Origin of the sequence: Achromobacter sp. 2789STDY5608621, assembly GCF_001299375.1 — a bacterium.
GTDB classification, from domain to species: Bacteria; Pseudomonadota; Gammaproteobacteria; order Burkholderiales; family Burkholderiaceae_B; genus Achromobacter; species Achromobacter insuavis.
The window spans coordinates 1-13,868 of record NZ_CYTU01000006.1; the positions used below are offsets into that span (position 1 = coordinate 1).

The 13,868-nt window shown below is 66.9% G+C and carries 22 protein-coding genes and 1 pseudogene; 21 read left to right on the forward strand and 2 right to left on the reverse strand.

Annotation, left to right across the window (positions count from 1 at the left end):
* The 21 genes and pseudogenes from AOZ53_RS08510 to AOZ53_RS08605 all read left to right on the forward strand — a co-directional run.
* A partial coding sequence (locus AOZ53_RS08510) for a pentapeptide repeat-containing protein (RefSeq protein ID WP_197286469.1) occupies nucleotides 1–385 on the forward strand: 385 nt, incomplete at its 5' end.
* 34 nt (nucleotides 386–419) lie between these two features.
* Complete coding sequence (locus tag AOZ53_RS08515; RefSeq protein ID WP_054487562.1) at nucleotides 420–821, forward strand: hypothetical protein; 402 nt, start codon at nucleotides 420–422, stop codon at nucleotides 819–821.
* A gap of 2 nt (nucleotides 822–823) precedes the next feature.
* A complete protein-coding gene (locus AOZ53_RS08520) occupies nucleotides 824–1,189 on the forward strand; it encodes a hypothetical protein (RefSeq protein ID WP_054487564.1) in 366 nt (121 codons plus the stop codon).
* Nucleotides 1,190–1,283: 94 nt separating this feature from the next.
* Entirely contained in the window at nucleotides 1,284–1,622 is a 339-nt protein-coding gene (locus AOZ53_RS08525; RefSeq protein ID WP_054487566.1) for a hypothetical protein, read from the forward strand.
* Entirely contained in the window at nucleotides 1,619–1,858 is a 240-nt protein-coding gene (locus AOZ53_RS08530) for a hypothetical protein (RefSeq protein WP_054487568.1), read from the forward strand. Before AOZ53_RS08525 ends, AOZ53_RS08530 begins: the two co-directional genes overlap by 4 nt.
* On the forward strand, nucleotides 1,855–2,007 hold the full coding sequence (locus AOZ53_RS34130) for a hypothetical protein (protein WP_156333325.1): 153 nt from the start codon (nucleotides 1,855–1,857) through the stop codon (nucleotides 2,005–2,007). Before AOZ53_RS08530 ends, AOZ53_RS34130 begins: the two co-directional genes overlap by 4 nt.
* A 1-nt stretch (nucleotide 2,008) precedes the next feature.
* Nucleotides 2,009–3,109, forward strand: a complete 1,101-nt coding sequence (locus tag AOZ53_RS08535) for a hypothetical protein (RefSeq protein WP_054487570.1) — start codon at nucleotides 2,009–2,011, stop codon at nucleotides 3,107–3,109.
* Nucleotides 3,110–3,116: 7 nt separating this feature from the next.
* On the forward strand, nucleotides 3,117–3,890 hold the full coding sequence (locus AOZ53_RS08540) for an ERF family protein (protein WP_082385571.1): 774 nt from the start codon (nucleotides 3,117–3,119) through the stop codon (nucleotides 3,888–3,890).
* Nucleotides 3,891–4,526 carry a lambda exonuclease family protein gene (locus AOZ53_RS08545; RefSeq protein WP_054487572.1) on the forward strand — a complete coding sequence of 212 codons (636 nt, stop codon included), beginning with the start codon at nucleotides 3,891–3,893 and terminating at the stop codon, nucleotides 4,524–4,526.
* Nucleotides 4,527–4,562: 36 nt separating this feature from the next.
* On the forward strand, nucleotides 4,563–5,087 hold the full coding sequence (locus AOZ53_RS08550; RefSeq protein ID WP_054487574.1) for a hypothetical protein: 525 nt from the start codon (nucleotides 4,563–4,565) through the stop codon (nucleotides 5,085–5,087).
* Nucleotides 5,088–5,166: 79 nt separating this feature from the next.
* Entirely contained in the window at nucleotides 5,167–6,042 is an 876-nt protein-coding gene (locus AOZ53_RS08555) for a hypothetical protein (RefSeq protein ID WP_054487576.1), read from the forward strand.
* A gap of 2 nt (nucleotides 6,043–6,044) precedes the next feature.
* Nucleotides 6,045–6,512, forward strand: a complete 468-nt coding sequence (locus AOZ53_RS08560) for a hypothetical protein (protein ID WP_156333326.1) — start codon at nucleotides 6,045–6,047, stop codon at nucleotides 6,510–6,512.
* Nucleotides 6,513–6,515: 3 nt separating this feature from the next.
* A complete protein-coding gene (locus tag AOZ53_RS08565; protein WP_054487581.1) occupies nucleotides 6,516–7,007 on the forward strand; it encodes a hypothetical protein in 492 nt (163 codons plus the stop codon).
* Nucleotides 7,007–7,303 (forward strand): hypothetical protein, encoded by a 297-nt coding sequence (locus tag AOZ53_RS08570; protein ID WP_054487583.1) that lies wholly within the window; start codon nucleotides 7,007–7,009, stop codon nucleotides 7,301–7,303. Before AOZ53_RS08565 ends, AOZ53_RS08570 begins: the two co-directional genes overlap by 1 nt.
* A gap of 2 nt (nucleotides 7,304–7,305) precedes the next feature.
* Nucleotides 7,306–7,560, forward strand: a complete 255-nt coding sequence (locus AOZ53_RS08575; RefSeq protein WP_054487585.1) for a hypothetical protein — start codon at nucleotides 7,306–7,308, stop codon at nucleotides 7,558–7,560.
* Between the two features lies 1 nt (nucleotide 7,561).
* Entirely contained in the window at nucleotides 7,562–8,881 is a 1,320-nt protein-coding gene (locus tag AOZ53_RS08580; protein ID WP_054487587.1) for a hypothetical protein, read from the forward strand.
* The gene (locus AOZ53_RS08585) at nucleotides 8,874–9,611 is read left to right on the forward strand and encodes an ASCH domain-containing protein (protein WP_054487589.1); all 738 of its coding nucleotides are present in this window, start codon (nucleotides 8,874–8,876) and stop codon (nucleotides 9,609–9,611) included. The genes AOZ53_RS08580 and AOZ53_RS08585 overlap by 8 nt, the downstream gene beginning before the upstream one ends.
* A gap of 50 nt (nucleotides 9,612–9,661) precedes the next feature.
* A pseudogene (locus AOZ53_RS08590) lies at nucleotides 9,662–9,868 on the forward strand (repressor LexA); the annotation flags it as partial.
* 32 nt (nucleotides 9,869–9,900) lie between these two features.
* A complete protein-coding gene (locus tag AOZ53_RS08595; RefSeq protein WP_054460707.1) occupies nucleotides 9,901–10,134 on the forward strand; it encodes a helix-turn-helix transcriptional regulator in 234 nt (77 codons plus the stop codon).
* 63 nt (nucleotides 10,135–10,197) lie between these two features.
* Nucleotides 10,198–11,130 (forward strand): alpha/beta hydrolase, encoded by a 933-nt coding sequence (locus AOZ53_RS08600; RefSeq protein ID WP_231689870.1) that lies wholly within the window; start codon nucleotides 10,198–10,200, stop codon nucleotides 11,128–11,130.
* A gap of 8 nt (nucleotides 11,131–11,138) precedes the next feature.
* Nucleotides 11,139–11,753, forward strand: coding sequence for a PIN domain-containing protein (locus tag AOZ53_RS08605; protein WP_082385572.1), 615 nt, complete (start codon nucleotides 11,139–11,141; stop codon nucleotides 11,751–11,753).
* Nucleotide 11,754: 1 nt separating this feature from the next.
* Here the strand turns inward: AOZ53_RS08605 and AOZ53_RS08610 are convergent, their stop codons facing one another.
* Both AOZ53_RS08610 and AOZ53_RS08615 read right to left on the reverse strand, forming a co-directional pair.
* Entirely contained in the window at nucleotides 11,755–12,972 is a 1,218-nt protein-coding gene (locus tag AOZ53_RS08610; protein ID WP_054433450.1) for a threonine ammonia-lyase, read from the reverse strand.
* A 13-nt stretch (nucleotides 12,973–12,985) separates the two neighbouring features.
* Nucleotides 12,986–13,711, reverse strand: a complete 726-nt coding sequence (locus AOZ53_RS08615) for a hypothetical protein (RefSeq protein ID WP_054477516.1) — start codon at nucleotides 13,709–13,711, stop codon at nucleotides 12,986–12,988.
* Nucleotides 13,712–13,868: the final 157 nt, after the last annotated feature.

A 13,868-nucleotide genomic window follows, 5' to 3' on the forward strand; every position in this document is an offset into this window, starting at 1 on the left:
TGCCAACCTGGGCGATGCCAACCTGCGCGGTGCCAACCTGCGCGGTGCCAACCTGGGCGATGCCAACCTGCGCGGTGCCAACCTGGGCGATGCCAACCTGCGCGACCTTGTCGGCATCTGGGCCGCCAGCGGCAACCTGCGCGAGATCAAGGCCATCCAGTGCGACACGTGGTCGGTCACCTACACCGCGACCCACATGCAGATCGGCTGCCAGTTCCACGCGCTGGAATCGTGGTGGTCGTTCACCGACGAGCAGATCAGCCGGATGTCCTGCGATGCGCTGGCGTGGTGGCAGAAGTGGAAGCCGGTGCTGCACACGATCGTGACGATGTCGCCGGCGGTGCCTGGCGGCGAGAAGCCGGCCGAGCAGCAAGAAGCCGCCTAACCCCCACCCGCCCCGGTAGGGGCCAGGAGACACCATGAACCGCAACCGCATCCAACGCCGCGCCGCGCGCATCGGTGCCCAGGGCCGGGAATACCTCCTGAACCTATCGGCCCTGCGCTCGATGGTGCGCGACTTCTCGCGCGACCGCGGCATCACCCGCCGTGTGAACCCGGTCAACCGGCCCAGCGCCCAGGACCAGGTTTTCCAGGCGCGCAAGTTCTGGTTCGGCGACCAGTTCAGCCCGCCGGCGAGCCTGGCGGCGCGCACCGCGCTGCGTGTGGCCTGCGGCATGGGGTCGGACTGGCTGGCGTTCCGCGCGGCGGTGCTGCCCGGCTACTACCGCGTGCTGGCCGACTGCCGGCGCCAGGAGCGCGCCCGCGCCGCCGCGCACTACGGCGAGCTGGCCGACCTGATCGACCGCGAAGGGAGGAACTGACCATGGCCTACGCCCAACCCAAGACCACGCCCGCGCAGGAACTGCGCATGGACCTGGCCGGCGACGTGCGCGCCGCGCTGCGCGACGGGCTGCACGAGGTCGTGCGCTACGCCGTGGCCGAGCCGAACCGCCAGCCGATTGCCCACGCCGTCTACGAAGACAGCATCGGCAACCAGGATCTGGTCGCGGCGTTCGACGCGGTGGCAAAGGCCTACGCCCACGGCGACACGTTCGGCCGCATCGGCCAGTTGTTCAGCAGGTTCATGGACGACGCCAGCGCGCACTACGTGGAGAACCTGGCCGACGCCATCGAGGATCCCGAGCGCCAGCTTGATGTGTCGTTCGAACTGCCGGCGCGCCTTAAATGACCTCCCTCCTTCAATTCATCGCCGGCGGCCTGGCCGCGGCGTACCTGATTGGCCTGGTCGGCGACGCCTTGATGGCGCGCCACCGGAGAAATGTATGACAACGAAACACACGCCCGGACAGTGGCGGATAACGAAGGCGAAAGCGGGCGTCAGCATGGGCGATTACGTCGTCGCCATTGTTGCCGACGAACGGGGCGACCGGGCTCTTCTGATACACGCGGAGCAAGGAAGCGAAGCGGAGGGTGATGCAAACGCCTACCTGATAGGCGCCGCGCCCGAGCTGCTGAAGGCCGGCGAGGAAGCGGCCGGTTCGCTGTCCGCTGCGATGGAAATCATGACCCGGCTCGGATACGGCCGGACTGCCAATGTCATGCAGGCCTACCACGACGCCCTGGTCGCCGCCATCGCCAAGGCCAAGGGAGAGCAGCAATGAGCGACTTCGGCAAAACCCCCGCCTACCCGCAGTCCGTCGTATTCGACCAAGCGCGCGACCAGGTCACGGCTTCCTACGCATACGGCGCCGAGATCGGCATGAACATGCAGCAACACGTCTGGCTGCAGATCCTCTGCGCCGTGCTGGCCGACGGCCACACCCGCGCCGAGAACGCCAAGCAGTTTGCCGATGAGGCGCTGCCGCTCGTCCTCAAGCGCCTGGAGCAACTCGCATGATCCGCCGCCTCCTGCGCGCCCACTGGGAAGGCATCGTCATGGCGCTGCTGATGACCGTCGCTTTCTCCCTCGCCGGCCTGTTGGACGAGCCGGCCCCCTACCCCACCTGCGAAGGCTGCGGCAAGACCGCTGTGGCCGCCAAGGAATGACATGACCCAAACGACCGAACTTGCTGAACTGCCGCCCCAGGAAACCGCGCTGGAGGTGTATTCGAAGCCCTCCGGCCTGGAACCCTGGCTCGACAAGATCCGCGCCGAGGTGTCGGGCCACGTGCCGGACATGACGACGAAGAAGGGCCGCGAGGCCACTGCCAGCCTGGCGTTCAAGGTGCGCAAGTCCAAGGCCGCGCTCGACGCCCTGGGCAAGCAACTGGTCGACGAGCTGAAGGATGTGCCCAAGCGCATTGACGCCGAGCGCAAGCGCATGCGCGACGCCCTGGACGCCCTGGCCGAAGAGGTGCGCGCGCCGCTCACCGAGTGGGAAGCCGCCGAGGAAGCGCGCCAGCAGCGCCACCAGCAGGGTATCGAGTGGTTCCGCCTGCGCGCCGACGAGAACCGCGACCTGGATGCGGCCGAGCTGCGCGCGACCATCGAACAGGTCAATGCCCGCGCCGTGGATGCGTCCTGGGAGGAATACGAGGCCGAGGCGCACCGCGTCAAGGCCCGCGCCCTGGACGCGCTGACGCAAGCGCTGGCGGCGCGCGAGAAATATGACGCCGAGCAGGCCGAACTGGCGCGCCTGCGCGCTGCCGAAGCGGAGCGCGAGCAGAAGGAGCGCGAAGCGCGCATCGCCCGCGAAGCCGCCGAGCGCGCCCAGCAGGAAGCCGAGGCCCGCGCCCAGGCAGAGCGCGACGCCGCCGCGCGCCGTGAAGCGGAAGCCCTGGCCGCCGCCGAAACCGCCCGCCTGAATGCCGAGCTGGCCGAGCAGCGCCGCATTGCCGCCGAGCAGCAGGCCGAGCTCGATCGCCAGGCCGCCGCGGCGCGCGAACGGGAAGCTGCGGCGCAGGCTGAGCAGCGTGCGCGGCAGGCTGCCGAGCAGGCCGCCGCCGCCGAGCGCCAGCGCATCGCCGACGAACAGGCCGCAGAGGCCGCCGAAGCCGCGCGCCGCGAGGCCGACCTGGCGCACAAGGCCGGCATCAACCGCGCCGCCCTGGATGCATTCGTCCAGGGCGGCATGCCCGAGGACTGCGCCAAGCAGGCGATCAAGCTGATCGCCAAGGGCCAGATCCCCAACATCCGCATCACCTACTGAGGAAGCCATGACCGAAATCATCGACGCCCCGGCCCGCGAAGTGGCCCCCCGCCCCGAACCGAACCCCGGCCACCTGCCCGCGCTGGCCGCCAATTCGCCCATGGGCATGATGCTGGCCGCCGTGCAGCAAGGCGCCACGCTGGAACAGGTCGAGAAGATGATGGACCTGCAGGAGCGCTGGGCCAAGGCCGAGGCCAAGAAGGCTTACGACGAGGCGTTCGCCAACTTCAAGGCCGAGGCGGTCAAGATCATCAAGGGCAAGGACGTCACGGATGGCCCCTTGAAGGGCAAGGCCTACGCCGAACTGCACGACGTCGTCAATGCGGTCACGCCTGCACTCTCCAAGCATGGCCTCTCGTCGTCCTGGAAGCTCACGCGCGACGACAGGGACTGGATGGAAGTGACCTGCTACCTGCGCCACGTGGGCGGCCACGAGGAAAGCGTCAGCATGGGTGGCCCTCCCGACAACGGCGGCGCCAAGAACGCCATCCAGGCCCGCGCCAGCACCAAGACCTACCTCGAGCGCTACACGCTCAAGGCGATCACCGGCCTGTCTGAACAGAAAGACGACAACGACGGGAACGGCGCCGCGCTCGCAGCCGAAGACCTGCGCGACGAGTGGATCAGCAAGCTGGCCCAGGCTGACGACATGGAAGCCGCCGCCGCCATCTGGCAGGACGGCTGCAAGGCCATCCAGGCCACCAACAACCTTGCGGCGTTCGCCGCGTTCAAGAAGGCCTACGCCGACAAGCGGGCCATGCTCAAGCAGGAGGAAAAGTAAATGGACCTGATCTTCCACAAGGAGCCGCAGGGCTCGCCCGAATGGCTGGAAGCGCGCCGCGGCGTCATCACCGGCAGCCGGTTCAAGGACTGCCGCGACCGGCTGAAAAGCAAGGAGCCGTCCAAGAACTGCCTGAACTACGCCATGGACGTGGCCCGCGAGCGTGCCGGCGGCAAGGCGGCCGAGGTGTTCGTGAGCAGCGTCATGCGATTCGGCACCGAGCAGGAGCCGCACGCGCGTGCCGCCTACGAGGCCGCCACCGGCCGGTTCGTTGAAGAGGCGGGATTCATCACCACCGATGACCGCAAGTTCGGCGTCAGCGTGGACGGCCTGGTCGACGAAGACGGCATCATCGAGATCAAGACCATGGTGTCGTCCAACACCCTGTTCACCGCCGTCGTGTCCGGCGACATCAGCGAATACGTGGATCAGTGCAACGGCGCCATGTGGCTGCTCGGCCGCCAGTGGGTCGACCTGGTGCTGTGGGCGCCGGACCTGGAGGCCATCGGCCGCAAGCTGACCATCGTGCGCATCACGCGCGACGACGACGCGATCGAGGCCCTGGAGGCCGACCTGCTCGACTTCGAGCGCCGCGTCACGCTCTTCCACCAGCAGCTCACGCAGCTTGCCGCCTGACCCTTTCCCCAACGTAGCACCCTGGAGCCCTGCCCCATGTTCTCGATTACCGAGCAAACCGCAACCCTGGCGCACATCAACGTGCGCACCGAGCGCCACGGCGAAGAGCCGGCGGGTGCCGCTGACCTGAAGATCCAGTTCACCGCCGGCAACGGCGTGCTGTCCGAGTTCCACCCGCGCCTGCGCCATGCCCTCTACAAGGCCGAGGAAAACCCGGCGCAGGGCAGCGTCGACGGCGTCAGGCCCGAGCCCACTGTGCGCGTGTTCGGCGACCTCATCGAGAAGATCCGCCTCAAGCACGAGCTGGTCGGCGCCAAGGTGCTGATCGACTTCGGCCTGGGCGGCGATTCCGACATCGAGTTGGACACGGCCGACGTCGACGGATTCGCGGTGGAAATGATGGAAGGCGGCAGCGTGATCACCACCTTCCGCGTGAAATGCCACCCGAGCGGCGAGCAGGTCAAGAAGCTCTACGAGGTGCTGGGCAACGAGATCACCATCACGATCACGCCGGCGGCCGAGACGCAGGGCTCGCTGGGCCTGGGTGGCAACGACGACTGATCAATGGCCGGCCCGGCGGCGGGACTCCCTCCCCCATCCGACCGCCGCTGGTGCCCGGCCTCCATATACCGAGAAGACCATGACCGAACCTCTCAAGATCCAGGAACTGGAGAAAGTTGGCTACGTGGGCAGTTGCCAGTACAGCCCGTCCAGCTACGCCAGCTACATGGACAGCCGGTGGAGCACGCCGACGCCCGAACGAGTCGCGGCACACGCCTTGAACAAACTGGAAGAGGCGCGCCAGAAGGACGTCGCCGCGCATGAGCTGAACATCCCCCGGATTGAGATCAACAAGGCCATTCACGAGCGCGTCACGGCCATGATGGCCGAGATTGGCATGCCCAGCAGTTGGAGCGAACCTGACCGCAAAAGCCGCTCGCGCTATCCCAAGTCCATCCGCCATGACGCCGGATACCTGCTGGACCTACGCCGCGAAGCGAAGACGAGCGACGGCTTCGAGTACGCCACCACCAGCTATGAAAGCCTGAAGAAGAGGTACGAGGAATACGCCGAGGATGCGAAACGCCAGGCCGAGCTGGAGCGCAACAAGGCGCAGCGCGAGCGCGAGGCCGAAGAGGCGAAGCGCCGCGAAGACATGGAGCTGGCCGGCATCCTGCTGCGCTATGGCCTGGACGTCATGTCGTCGTGGGCCGATGTGCTGGAGGCGCTGCGCGCGAAGGACAAGTACCTGGACCTGGCCATCGCCGGCCAGCGCACGCGCGGCGACTGGAGCGGCGGCCCGTGGCAGGTCCGCAACGCCCTGGACCGCTTCACCATCGAGAGTGACACCGACAAGGACATCGTGGTCGACCTGTCGGACTGCCTGGCCGACTTCGAGGACGGCCGCGTGTTCCGGGATACCACCTGGAACTACGACCGCCTCTTCGGCATGGTGAAGGACGAGCAGCTGCTGAAGGACGCCCAACTGGCCAACGACAAGTCGCGGGGCTACTGACCATGACCCACGCCCGCAACCCCCGCCGCAAACAGTACCGGCCGCGCCCGGCAGTCATCCCGATGCTGGTGAAGTCGCAGTACGCCATCGGCCCGCTGGAAGACTGGCTGCGCCAGATCGAGATCCACGAAACCGTCGATTCGGTGCAGGGCGAAGCGATCCTGCGCAGCCACGGCGACGGCTGCGCCTATCCGGCGGCGGGCGCGGTGGACGGCGTCGCGGACTTCTTCGAAATGTGGGCGACGCGCCACGGCAAGACGCTGGATGTGTCGGCGCTGCACCAGATGGCCGTGCGCCTGGCTAACGGCGCGCCTATCGATCACCCCCTGATGGAGCGCGTGAAAGCGCTGCTGCCAACCCTGCGCCGAATCGGCGCGCTCATGAACCGCGACGACGCCGAGGATCTGATCCGCCAGACCCAGATCAAGGCCGAACTCGAAGCCGGCGCCGCGCGCGCCACTGGAGTCTGACCCATGACCACCACCATTCCCGCCGGCTGGAAGCTGGTTGCGAAGAAGACCTGCTACATGCTGATGCATGACGGCGCCGTGATTGCGACCCTGGCCGGCCCGGACTCCAAAGAAAACGCGGCCATCATCGCGTCGCTGCTCGCCGCCCCCGCACCCCCCGTATCCACGGTGGAGCAAGATCCGCCGGCCGCCTGGATGGAGCCAGGCATTGATATCCCGGTCACCAACGAATACCGCAACAAGACGCCGTTGCGCCAGGCCAAGTACAGCGTGCCGCTCTACAGGCATGCGCCTGTCGCCGCTCCCGCTGCTGGCGATGCGCTGGATGCTGCGCGGTATCGCTGGCTGCGTGAAATGAAGACCGACTTCGGGCACTCAGCGCAGCATCATGACCTCGGCAAGGAAACCATATGGCTGCGATTTAGCGGCTACGGCCGGAACGTTGACGCCGCAATCGACGCCGCCATTGCCGCCCAGCGGCAGGGGGATGCGTGATGCGCAAGGACTTCATCCCCAAAGCCGCCTGCACCGTTGCCAGCGGCGAATGCTTCTACAGCAGCCGCTGCCTGGGAAGCTGCACCACGCGCTTTCCGGCCGCCGACGCCAACGAAAAGCTGACGAAGGCCCTGGCCCTGTTGCGCGAGTTGCACGGATACATCCTCAACTTCCGCAGCGTGACGCGCTACGTCGACGGCTCCGAGATCGACAAGGCCATGCGTGAGGCAGCGCAACTGCTGAAGAATCCGCGCCGGCCTGCCGCCCAGCCAGCACAACAGGGCGCGGGGGAATAAGCATGGCAGACACAACGAAGGTTGTCAGCGACCGAGAATTGGAGATCGCGTTTCTCGGCACCAATTTCGGCGGCGCCGACCATCGCAAGCTAATCGAAATCGGCGTCCTGAAAAAGGCGGCTGGTTACAGCTGCGGCCACACCCTCACGAAGATCATGATCGGCCTCAAGCTCATCGGAACCAGGGGGAACGTCCTCAAGCGCGGTCGCGAACTGCTGGGCGCCGCCTACCACGAACTTATGCTCAATGGTGGATGAAATGACCAACCAGAACAACGCCGCCCAGGCGGCCGAACCGCAAACCGTGCTGTCGTTCGATGAGCGCGAGCGCATCTTGTGCCAGTTCATGCGCGAGCCGATCAACCACGACCGGGAAATGGCCATCGCCATTGAATCGGCCGTGCTGTCCAAGCTGCGCGCCCCTGTAGCCGATGAGCGGGCGGCCGTAGACCCATGCGGGTATGTCGCCGTCAAGGTGTCGGCGGTCGATTGGCTCAAGGATAAATTCCCGGCGCTGACGATCAAGGCCGGACTCTGCGAGCGCATCGGCGGACGGCTCTATACCATCACTCGCCTGATGCGCGACCATGACGCCGCCCTGGCAAGCGCCCCCGTGGCGCCGGCCGAAGTCATGGACGCGCTGAACTGGGTGGACGACTTCATAGCCCGCTGCAATCGCGATGATCGCGGTTCGTGCGAGTCCGTCAACGTCTTGCGGCGCGCCCTGGCAAGCGCCCCTGTAGCCGATGGCTGGCAACCGATCGACACCGCGCCGGCGGGTCAGCGCGTCTTGCTGGGACCGCGTCGTGCGCCCGTGGTCGGTATCGTGAAGCACTACGAAGACCCGGACAGCGACAAGCCGGCCATCGTCTGCAACGTCGTGCATTACAACGACACCGTCCTGGTAGCGGACTACCACTGTTCGGAGTGGGCACCGCTGGCAAGCGCCCCTGTAGCCGGGGAGGCGCGGGAGCATATCGAGCAGAGGGCCGTGAATCGGTATCGGCCAGTCCCTGATGGCAAGCTCAGCTATAAGGTCGTCGCGGGTGATGGTACCCGGTCGCTATACACCGGAACGAAGGATTCTTGCCTGCGGGTTGCGGCAAAACTGACGGAGGCGTTTCTTGATGGCGCATTTGTTGCGTCAGACGCCGCGCCCCAGGCCAGCGCCGAGCCGGCGCAACCATGCTCCTGCCCCAGCGGTGACGGCTCCCTGCGCCATCCGTGCGCTGTGCACCAGGCCAGCGAGGCGGTGCGCGATGCCGGAATAGCGGCATCAGAGGATGTGGTGCTGCCGCCACTCCCCGAGGCGCTGGCCCTACAGCCGGGCCAACTTGGCCATACCGACCAAACGTTGGATTACTTCGCCCGCGCCGCCGTTCTGGCCGACCGCCAGCAGCGCGCCGACAGATCGCAGGTCGCGCGGAATGAGTGCGACTGCGCGACCTGCCGCCCGCACAGCGTCGAAATGCGCATGATCCTGTGCAGCATCTGCGGGGACAAGCGCTGCCCGCACGCTGCTGATCACCGCAATGCATGCACGGCCACCCAGCCCGAACAAGGGGAACGCGATGCGTGAGCGCCCTATCCTGTTCACCGGCCCGATGGTGCGCGCCATCCTGGCCGGCAACAAGACGCAGACGCGGCGCGTCGTCAAGCTGCCACATACCAATCCGTTGGGGCAATGGGAGCCGACCACCGTGGGCGGACCTGGGGTGCGATTCTCGGACGGCACGCCGGCGCCGGAGCAGCCGGCCATATGGCACACCAGAACTGGCGATGCTTTGCTCTGCCCCTACGGCCAGCCCGGCGACCGCCTCTGGGTACGGGAGGCGTTTCGATTCGCCGCGAGCCTCGATCGCCTCTCGCCCAACGACGTGGGAGAGAAGGCGCTCGACGCCGGATACAACACGCCTTGGGCACCCACGCAGTTTGAAGCAGACGGCCGCCGCGCTGGCGCTTGGCACGGCTTCGACACGCCGCCCACCGTCACCACGCCCGGCAAGCTGCGCCCTGGCATTCACATGCCGCGCTGGGCCTGCCGCCTGGTGCTGGAAATCACCGGCGTGCGCGTGGAGCGGCTGAACGACATCAGCGAAGAAGACGCGAGAGCCGAAGGCTGCCCGTTTACGTGGGACGGCAATCAATATGAACCGCCGCCACCGGAGGTAGACAGCTGGCAGGGGTACGGGCGCGCCAGCTTCTCGCTGCTGTGGTCTCAGATCAACGGCCCTGAATCCTGGAACAGCAACCCGTGGGTCTGGGTCGTGGAGTTCCGCCGCGCCGACACCGACAAGAAGGAGATGTGATGGCACACGCAGCCCAACACCAAGCACCGGCCGCGGCGCCGAAGCGGGTAATGCTCCCGCTCACGGGGCGCCAGCGCGAAATCCTGGCCTTCATCGAGATGTCGATAAAAATGTGCGGCATCCCCCCCTCTCGGGTGGAAATTGCCGAGGCCTTTGGATTTCGATCTCCGAATGCTGCCGAGGACCATTTGAAGGCCCTGCACCGCAAGGGCGCCATTGACTTGGTGCCTGGCATTGCCCGCGGCATCAAGTTGCCGGTTCCCATCAACGCACCGGATATGGGAAAGCCATGACCGAACGAGACCTGATCGACATCGACAAGATCGCCGACATGCTGGGCCTGAACCGCAAGCACGTCCGCGACCGCACATCCAAGCGGGCCGACTTCCCCCGCGCCTTCAAAATCGGCCGGCGCAAGCTGTATGATCGCGATGAAGTGCTGGATTGGATCGATGGGCACCAGCAGGCACCAGACGGTCGGCGCACGCCACCTTTACGCCAAACCCCTTCGCAACCCGCATAAAACCTCAATCGGTGGTGTCCGGTCTCGGGCACCATTGCCGTCCCCCCTGATCCGGAGACCTGCGTGAGAGCTGCCGCATTGTTCACCCTGATGTTGCTGTCCGCGGCCTGCTGGCCGGGCGGCGCGTCCGCGAAAGACACGCCGGCCGCCAAGCCCGCCTTCTGGCAACGCGGCGCGGGCCAGCCCTACGAGGTGGCCGACAGCACGGTATGGGACGTGCCCGATCCCGTCTCCGGTCGCGCCTACCAGGTGTTCGTCGCGCTGCCGCCCTCCTACGCCGATCAACCGCAGCGCCGCTATCCGGTGCTGTACGTCACCGATGCCGACTATGCCTTCCCGATCGTGCGGCAGATCGCGCGGCGCCTGAATGGCGAAGGGCCCGCGGTGGAGGAATTCATCCTGGTCGGTCTTTCCTATGCGAAGGGCGACGGCGGCATGCACAGCCGGCGGCGCGACTACACGCCCACGCCGGCCGGCACGAAGGACGCCCCGGCCGCCGACATTCACGGCGAATCCGCGGCCTATATCGCCTATCTGCGCGATGGCGTCGTGCCGTTCATCGCCAGCCGCTACCGCACCGACGAGCAACGGCGCCTGTTCCTCGGGCATTCCTACGGCGGCCTGCTCGGCGCCGAGATCCTGCTGAGCGATCCGCGCCTGTTCACGGGCTACATCCTGGGCAGCCCGTCCCTGTGGTACGACAAGCGCTACATGCTCGGCCGGGAGGTCGCCTATGCCACCGGCCACAAGGATCTGCCGGCGCGGGTCTACATGTATATCGGCGAATACGAGGAAGTCCGCAAGGGCGATCCCCGCTATGCCAGGACCTACAACATGGTGTCGGACACGAAGGCATTGGAAGCGGCGCTGAAGTCCCGCCGCTATCCGTCGCTCAAGCTGCGCGTCGACATCCTGAACAACGAAAACCACCTGACCGTCGCGCCTCGCGGCTTCACGCAGGGCCTGCTATACCTGCTGCCCGATTCTCGGCGCTGACCCCGATCTTGACCACCCTGCCCGCTACCCCGCCCTTCATCGTCCTGGACGCCTGCGTCCTTATGTCCGGCATCCTGCGCCGGCTGTTGCTGCGCCTGGCCGAGGCCGGCGTGTTCCAGCCCGTCTGGACCGAGCGCATCGGCGAGGAATGGCGCCGCAACGCCTGCCGCATCTGGGACATCCCGCCCGAGGTGATGACCGAGTTCTGGGCCGAGATGAACGCCCGCTTCCCGCAGGCCATCGAGCATGACACCCAGGTCTACGAAGCAGCCCTGCGCTACAGCGATCCCAAGGACTTCCACGTCATCGCCGCCGGCCTGGCGCGCCGCGCCCGCTGCGGCCTGGCGCAAACGCCCGTGGTGCAGGTGCTGACCTGGAACCTGAAGGATTTCAACCGCTCGGAGCTGCGCCGCCAGGGCCTGGACGTGTACAACCCGGACCGCATGCTGGCGCAATGGTGGCAGGACGGCGCCGACCGCATGCGCGACGCCATCGGGCAGATCCCGGCGGACTACGTGGCGCTGGGGCGCGAGCCCGAGCCGCTGGCCGCGACCCTGCATCGCGAGCGGCTGTACCGGCTCAAGAACCAGGTGGGACGGGACCCGCGACTGGGCGGCGCGTAATTCAATGATCGTGGTTGCTAGCCGCGAAACCGGCCGCGTTGAGGATGTCGATGACTTCCTGGATGTGCTCCGGCCCGCGCGTCTGCAGCACGAAGTCGACCTCCACGTTGCGCACCGGCAGTGAGGTGAACGCGCGCTGGTGATGCACTTCGGTGATGTTGGCCTGGGCATCGGCGATCAGCTTGGTGGCGTGGGCCAACGCGCCCGGCAGGTCGCGCAGGTCGACGCGGATGCGCGCCAGGCGGCCGGCGCGCACCATGCCGCGCTCGATCAGCTCGCCCAGCATCAGCGGATCGATGTTGCCGCCCGTCAGCACCAGGCCGATGCGCTTGCCCTTGAACCGCTCGCTGCCCGCTTCCTGCGCGCGCAGCAGCGCCGCCAGGCCGGCCGCGCCGGCGCCTTCGACCACGGTCTTTTCGATTTCCAGCAGCACCACGATGGCGTGCTCGATGTCGGCCTCGCTGACCAGTTCGATGTCGTCGACCAGCCGGCTGACGATGGGCTGCGTCAGCCCGCCCGGCGATTTCACCGCGATGCCTTCGGCGATGGTGTACTGGCCCTGCGGCATCGACACGCCCTTGACCGCGGCGTACATGGCGGGGAAACGTTCGGTCTGCACGCCGATGATCTCGATGCCGGGCTTGAGCGCCTTGGCCGCGGTGGAGATGCCCGAGATCAGGCCGCCGCCGCCGATGGCGATCACCAGCATGTCCAGCTGCGGCTGGTCTTCCAGCATTTCCAGCGCCACCGTGCCCTGCCCCGCGATCACGGCTTCGTCGTCATAGGGATGGATCATGATGAGCCCGCGCTGCTTGGCCAGCTCGTAGCCATGCGCCTTGGCGTCATCGAAGGTATCGCCGGCCAGCACCACCTCGGCGCCGAAGCGGCGCGTGTTGGCGACCTTCACGGTCGGCGTGAAGCGCGGCATCACGATCACGGCGGGCACGCCCATGCGCTGCGCGTGGTAGGCCACGCCCTGCGCGTGGTTGCCGGCCGACACGGCGATCACGCCGGCGCGGCGCTCTTCGTCAGACAGCGTCAGCATGCGGTTGAGCGCGCCGCGCTCCTTGAAGCTGGCGGTGAACTGCAGGTTCTCGAATTTCAGCCAGATCTCGGCGCCGAAGATGTCGGACAGCGTGCGCGACAGCGTGAACGGGGTCTTGAGCACCTGGCCGCGCAGATTTTCGCGGGCGGTCTGGATGGAAGCGATATCGATCACGATGGAAATCCCGTTAGCGCACCGGCAGGAAATTGAAGAGTAAAAGGCCTTGCGCGTAGTTGATGCCGATACGGCGCGAATTCTCGCCAAGCAGGTTGGCGATCAGGTCGAGCCGGCCGATGATGGCGCCGAACTCGCGCTCGAAACTGAGGTTGGTGGCCTGCTGCGACATTTCATTGGCCAGCAGCAACGGCTCGCCACGGTTGTTGCGGCGCGACGCCAGCAGCCAGGCCGCCGCCTCGACGTTCCGTGCGGCATTGTAGACCCGCTGCCCGTCCAGCGCGTCGGTGGCGTACAGGCGGGTCTTGCCGTTGTGGGCGGCGATGATGGTGTCGGCCAGGCCGTAGATGAAGGCGCCGACCCGGTCGCCGGTGTAGTTGGGGTCGAGCGAGACCGCCAGGATCTGGATGTCGTGCAGGCCGCTCAGGTCGGCCGGCGGGATGCGCACCTCGATCGCGTGGCGGGCGCGCGCCACCGCGGTCGCGTGGTCGGGCGCGCCGGTCTTGCGCCATTCGCGCGGATTGCGGCGGTAGAGCTTGTCCAGCAGGCTGTAGAGGCTGGCCAGGTTGTCGCGCACTTCAAGCGTGACGGTGCGGTTGAAATCGGTCTGGACCAGCTGGTCGGCCGACATGCTCTCGCCCTTGGGCGATCCCTGGCCCGGCCCCGGCGGCGACATGCAGCCCGCCAGCAGCGGCCCGAGCAGCAGCATCGCGGCCGCCGGTGCTCGCCATCGCCTCATGCTCGATCCATCCCTATCCCCCTGTCTGGCGCCTGGCCGGCTTGCGCCGCCGACGCTCGTGTCACGCGCAAGACTTTACCGTAAGGGACGCGAAGATGGGAGATGCGGGGGATTCGAAGACGAAAGAAGATGAATCAGCCCGGGACCGCGCCAAAGA

What these genes read in the sequence shown, in the direction of transcription:
- AOZ53_RS08515 (WP_054487562.1), top strand. Translation starts at nt 420, where the DNA reads ATGAACCGCAACCGCATCCAACGCCGCGCCGCGCGCATCGGTGCCCAG.
- AOZ53_RS08520 (WP_054487564.1), top strand. Translation starts at nt 824, where the DNA reads ATGGCCTACGCCCAACCCAAGACCACGCCCGCGCAGGAACTGCGCATG.
- AOZ53_RS08525 (WP_054487566.1), top strand. Translation starts at nt 1,284, where the DNA reads ATGACAACGAAACACACGCCCGGACAGTGGCGGATAACGAAGGCGAAA.
- AOZ53_RS08530 (WP_054487568.1), top strand. Translation starts at nt 1,619, where the DNA reads ATGAGCGACTTCGGCAAAACCCCCGCCTACCCGCAGTCCGTCGTATTC.
- AOZ53_RS34130 (WP_156333325.1), top strand. Translation starts at nt 1,855, where the DNA reads ATGATCCGCCGCCTCCTGCGCGCCCACTGGGAAGGCATCGTCATGGCG.
- AOZ53_RS08535 (WP_054487570.1), top strand. Translation starts at nt 2,009, where the DNA reads ATGACCCAAACGACCGAACTTGCTGAACTGCCGCCCCAGGAAACCGCG.
- AOZ53_RS08540 (WP_082385571.1), top strand. Translation starts at nt 3,117, where the DNA reads ATGACCGAAATCATCGACGCCCCGGCCCGCGAAGTGGCCCCCCGCCCC.
- AOZ53_RS08545 (WP_054487572.1), top strand. Translation starts at nt 3,891, where the DNA reads ATGGACCTGATCTTCCACAAGGAGCCGCAGGGCTCGCCCGAATGGCTG.
- AOZ53_RS08550 (WP_054487574.1), top strand. Translation starts at nt 4,563, where the DNA reads ATGTTCTCGATTACCGAGCAAACCGCAACCCTGGCGCACATCAACGTG.
- AOZ53_RS08555 (WP_054487576.1), top strand. Translation starts at nt 5,167, where the DNA reads ATGACCGAACCTCTCAAGATCCAGGAACTGGAGAAAGTTGGCTACGTG.
- AOZ53_RS08560 (WP_156333326.1), top strand. Translation starts at nt 6,045, where the DNA reads ATGACCCACGCCCGCAACCCCCGCCGCAAACAGTACCGGCCGCGCCCG.
- AOZ53_RS08565 (WP_054487581.1), top strand. Translation starts at nt 6,516, where the DNA reads ATGACCACCACCATTCCCGCCGGCTGGAAGCTGGTTGCGAAGAAGACC.
- AOZ53_RS08570 (WP_054487583.1), top strand. Translation starts at nt 7,007, where the DNA reads ATGCGCAAGGACTTCATCCCCAAAGCCGCCTGCACCGTTGCCAGCGGC.
- AOZ53_RS08575 (WP_054487585.1), top strand. Translation starts at nt 7,306, where the DNA reads ATGGCAGACACAACGAAGGTTGTCAGCGACCGAGAATTGGAGATCGCG.
- AOZ53_RS08580 (WP_054487587.1), top strand. Translation starts at nt 7,562, where the DNA reads ATGACCAACCAGAACAACGCCGCCCAGGCGGCCGAACCGCAAACCGTG.
- AOZ53_RS08585 (WP_054487589.1), top strand. Translation starts at nt 8,874, where the DNA reads ATGCGTGAGCGCCCTATCCTGTTCACCGGCCCGATGGTGCGCGCCATC.
- AOZ53_RS08595 (WP_054460707.1), top strand. Translation starts at nt 9,901, where the DNA reads ATGACCGAACGAGACCTGATCGACATCGACAAGATCGCCGACATGCTG.
- AOZ53_RS08615 (WP_054477516.1), bottom strand. Translation starts at nt 13,711, where the DNA reads ATGAGGCGATGGCGAGCACCGGCGGCCGCGATGCTGCTGCTCGGGCCG.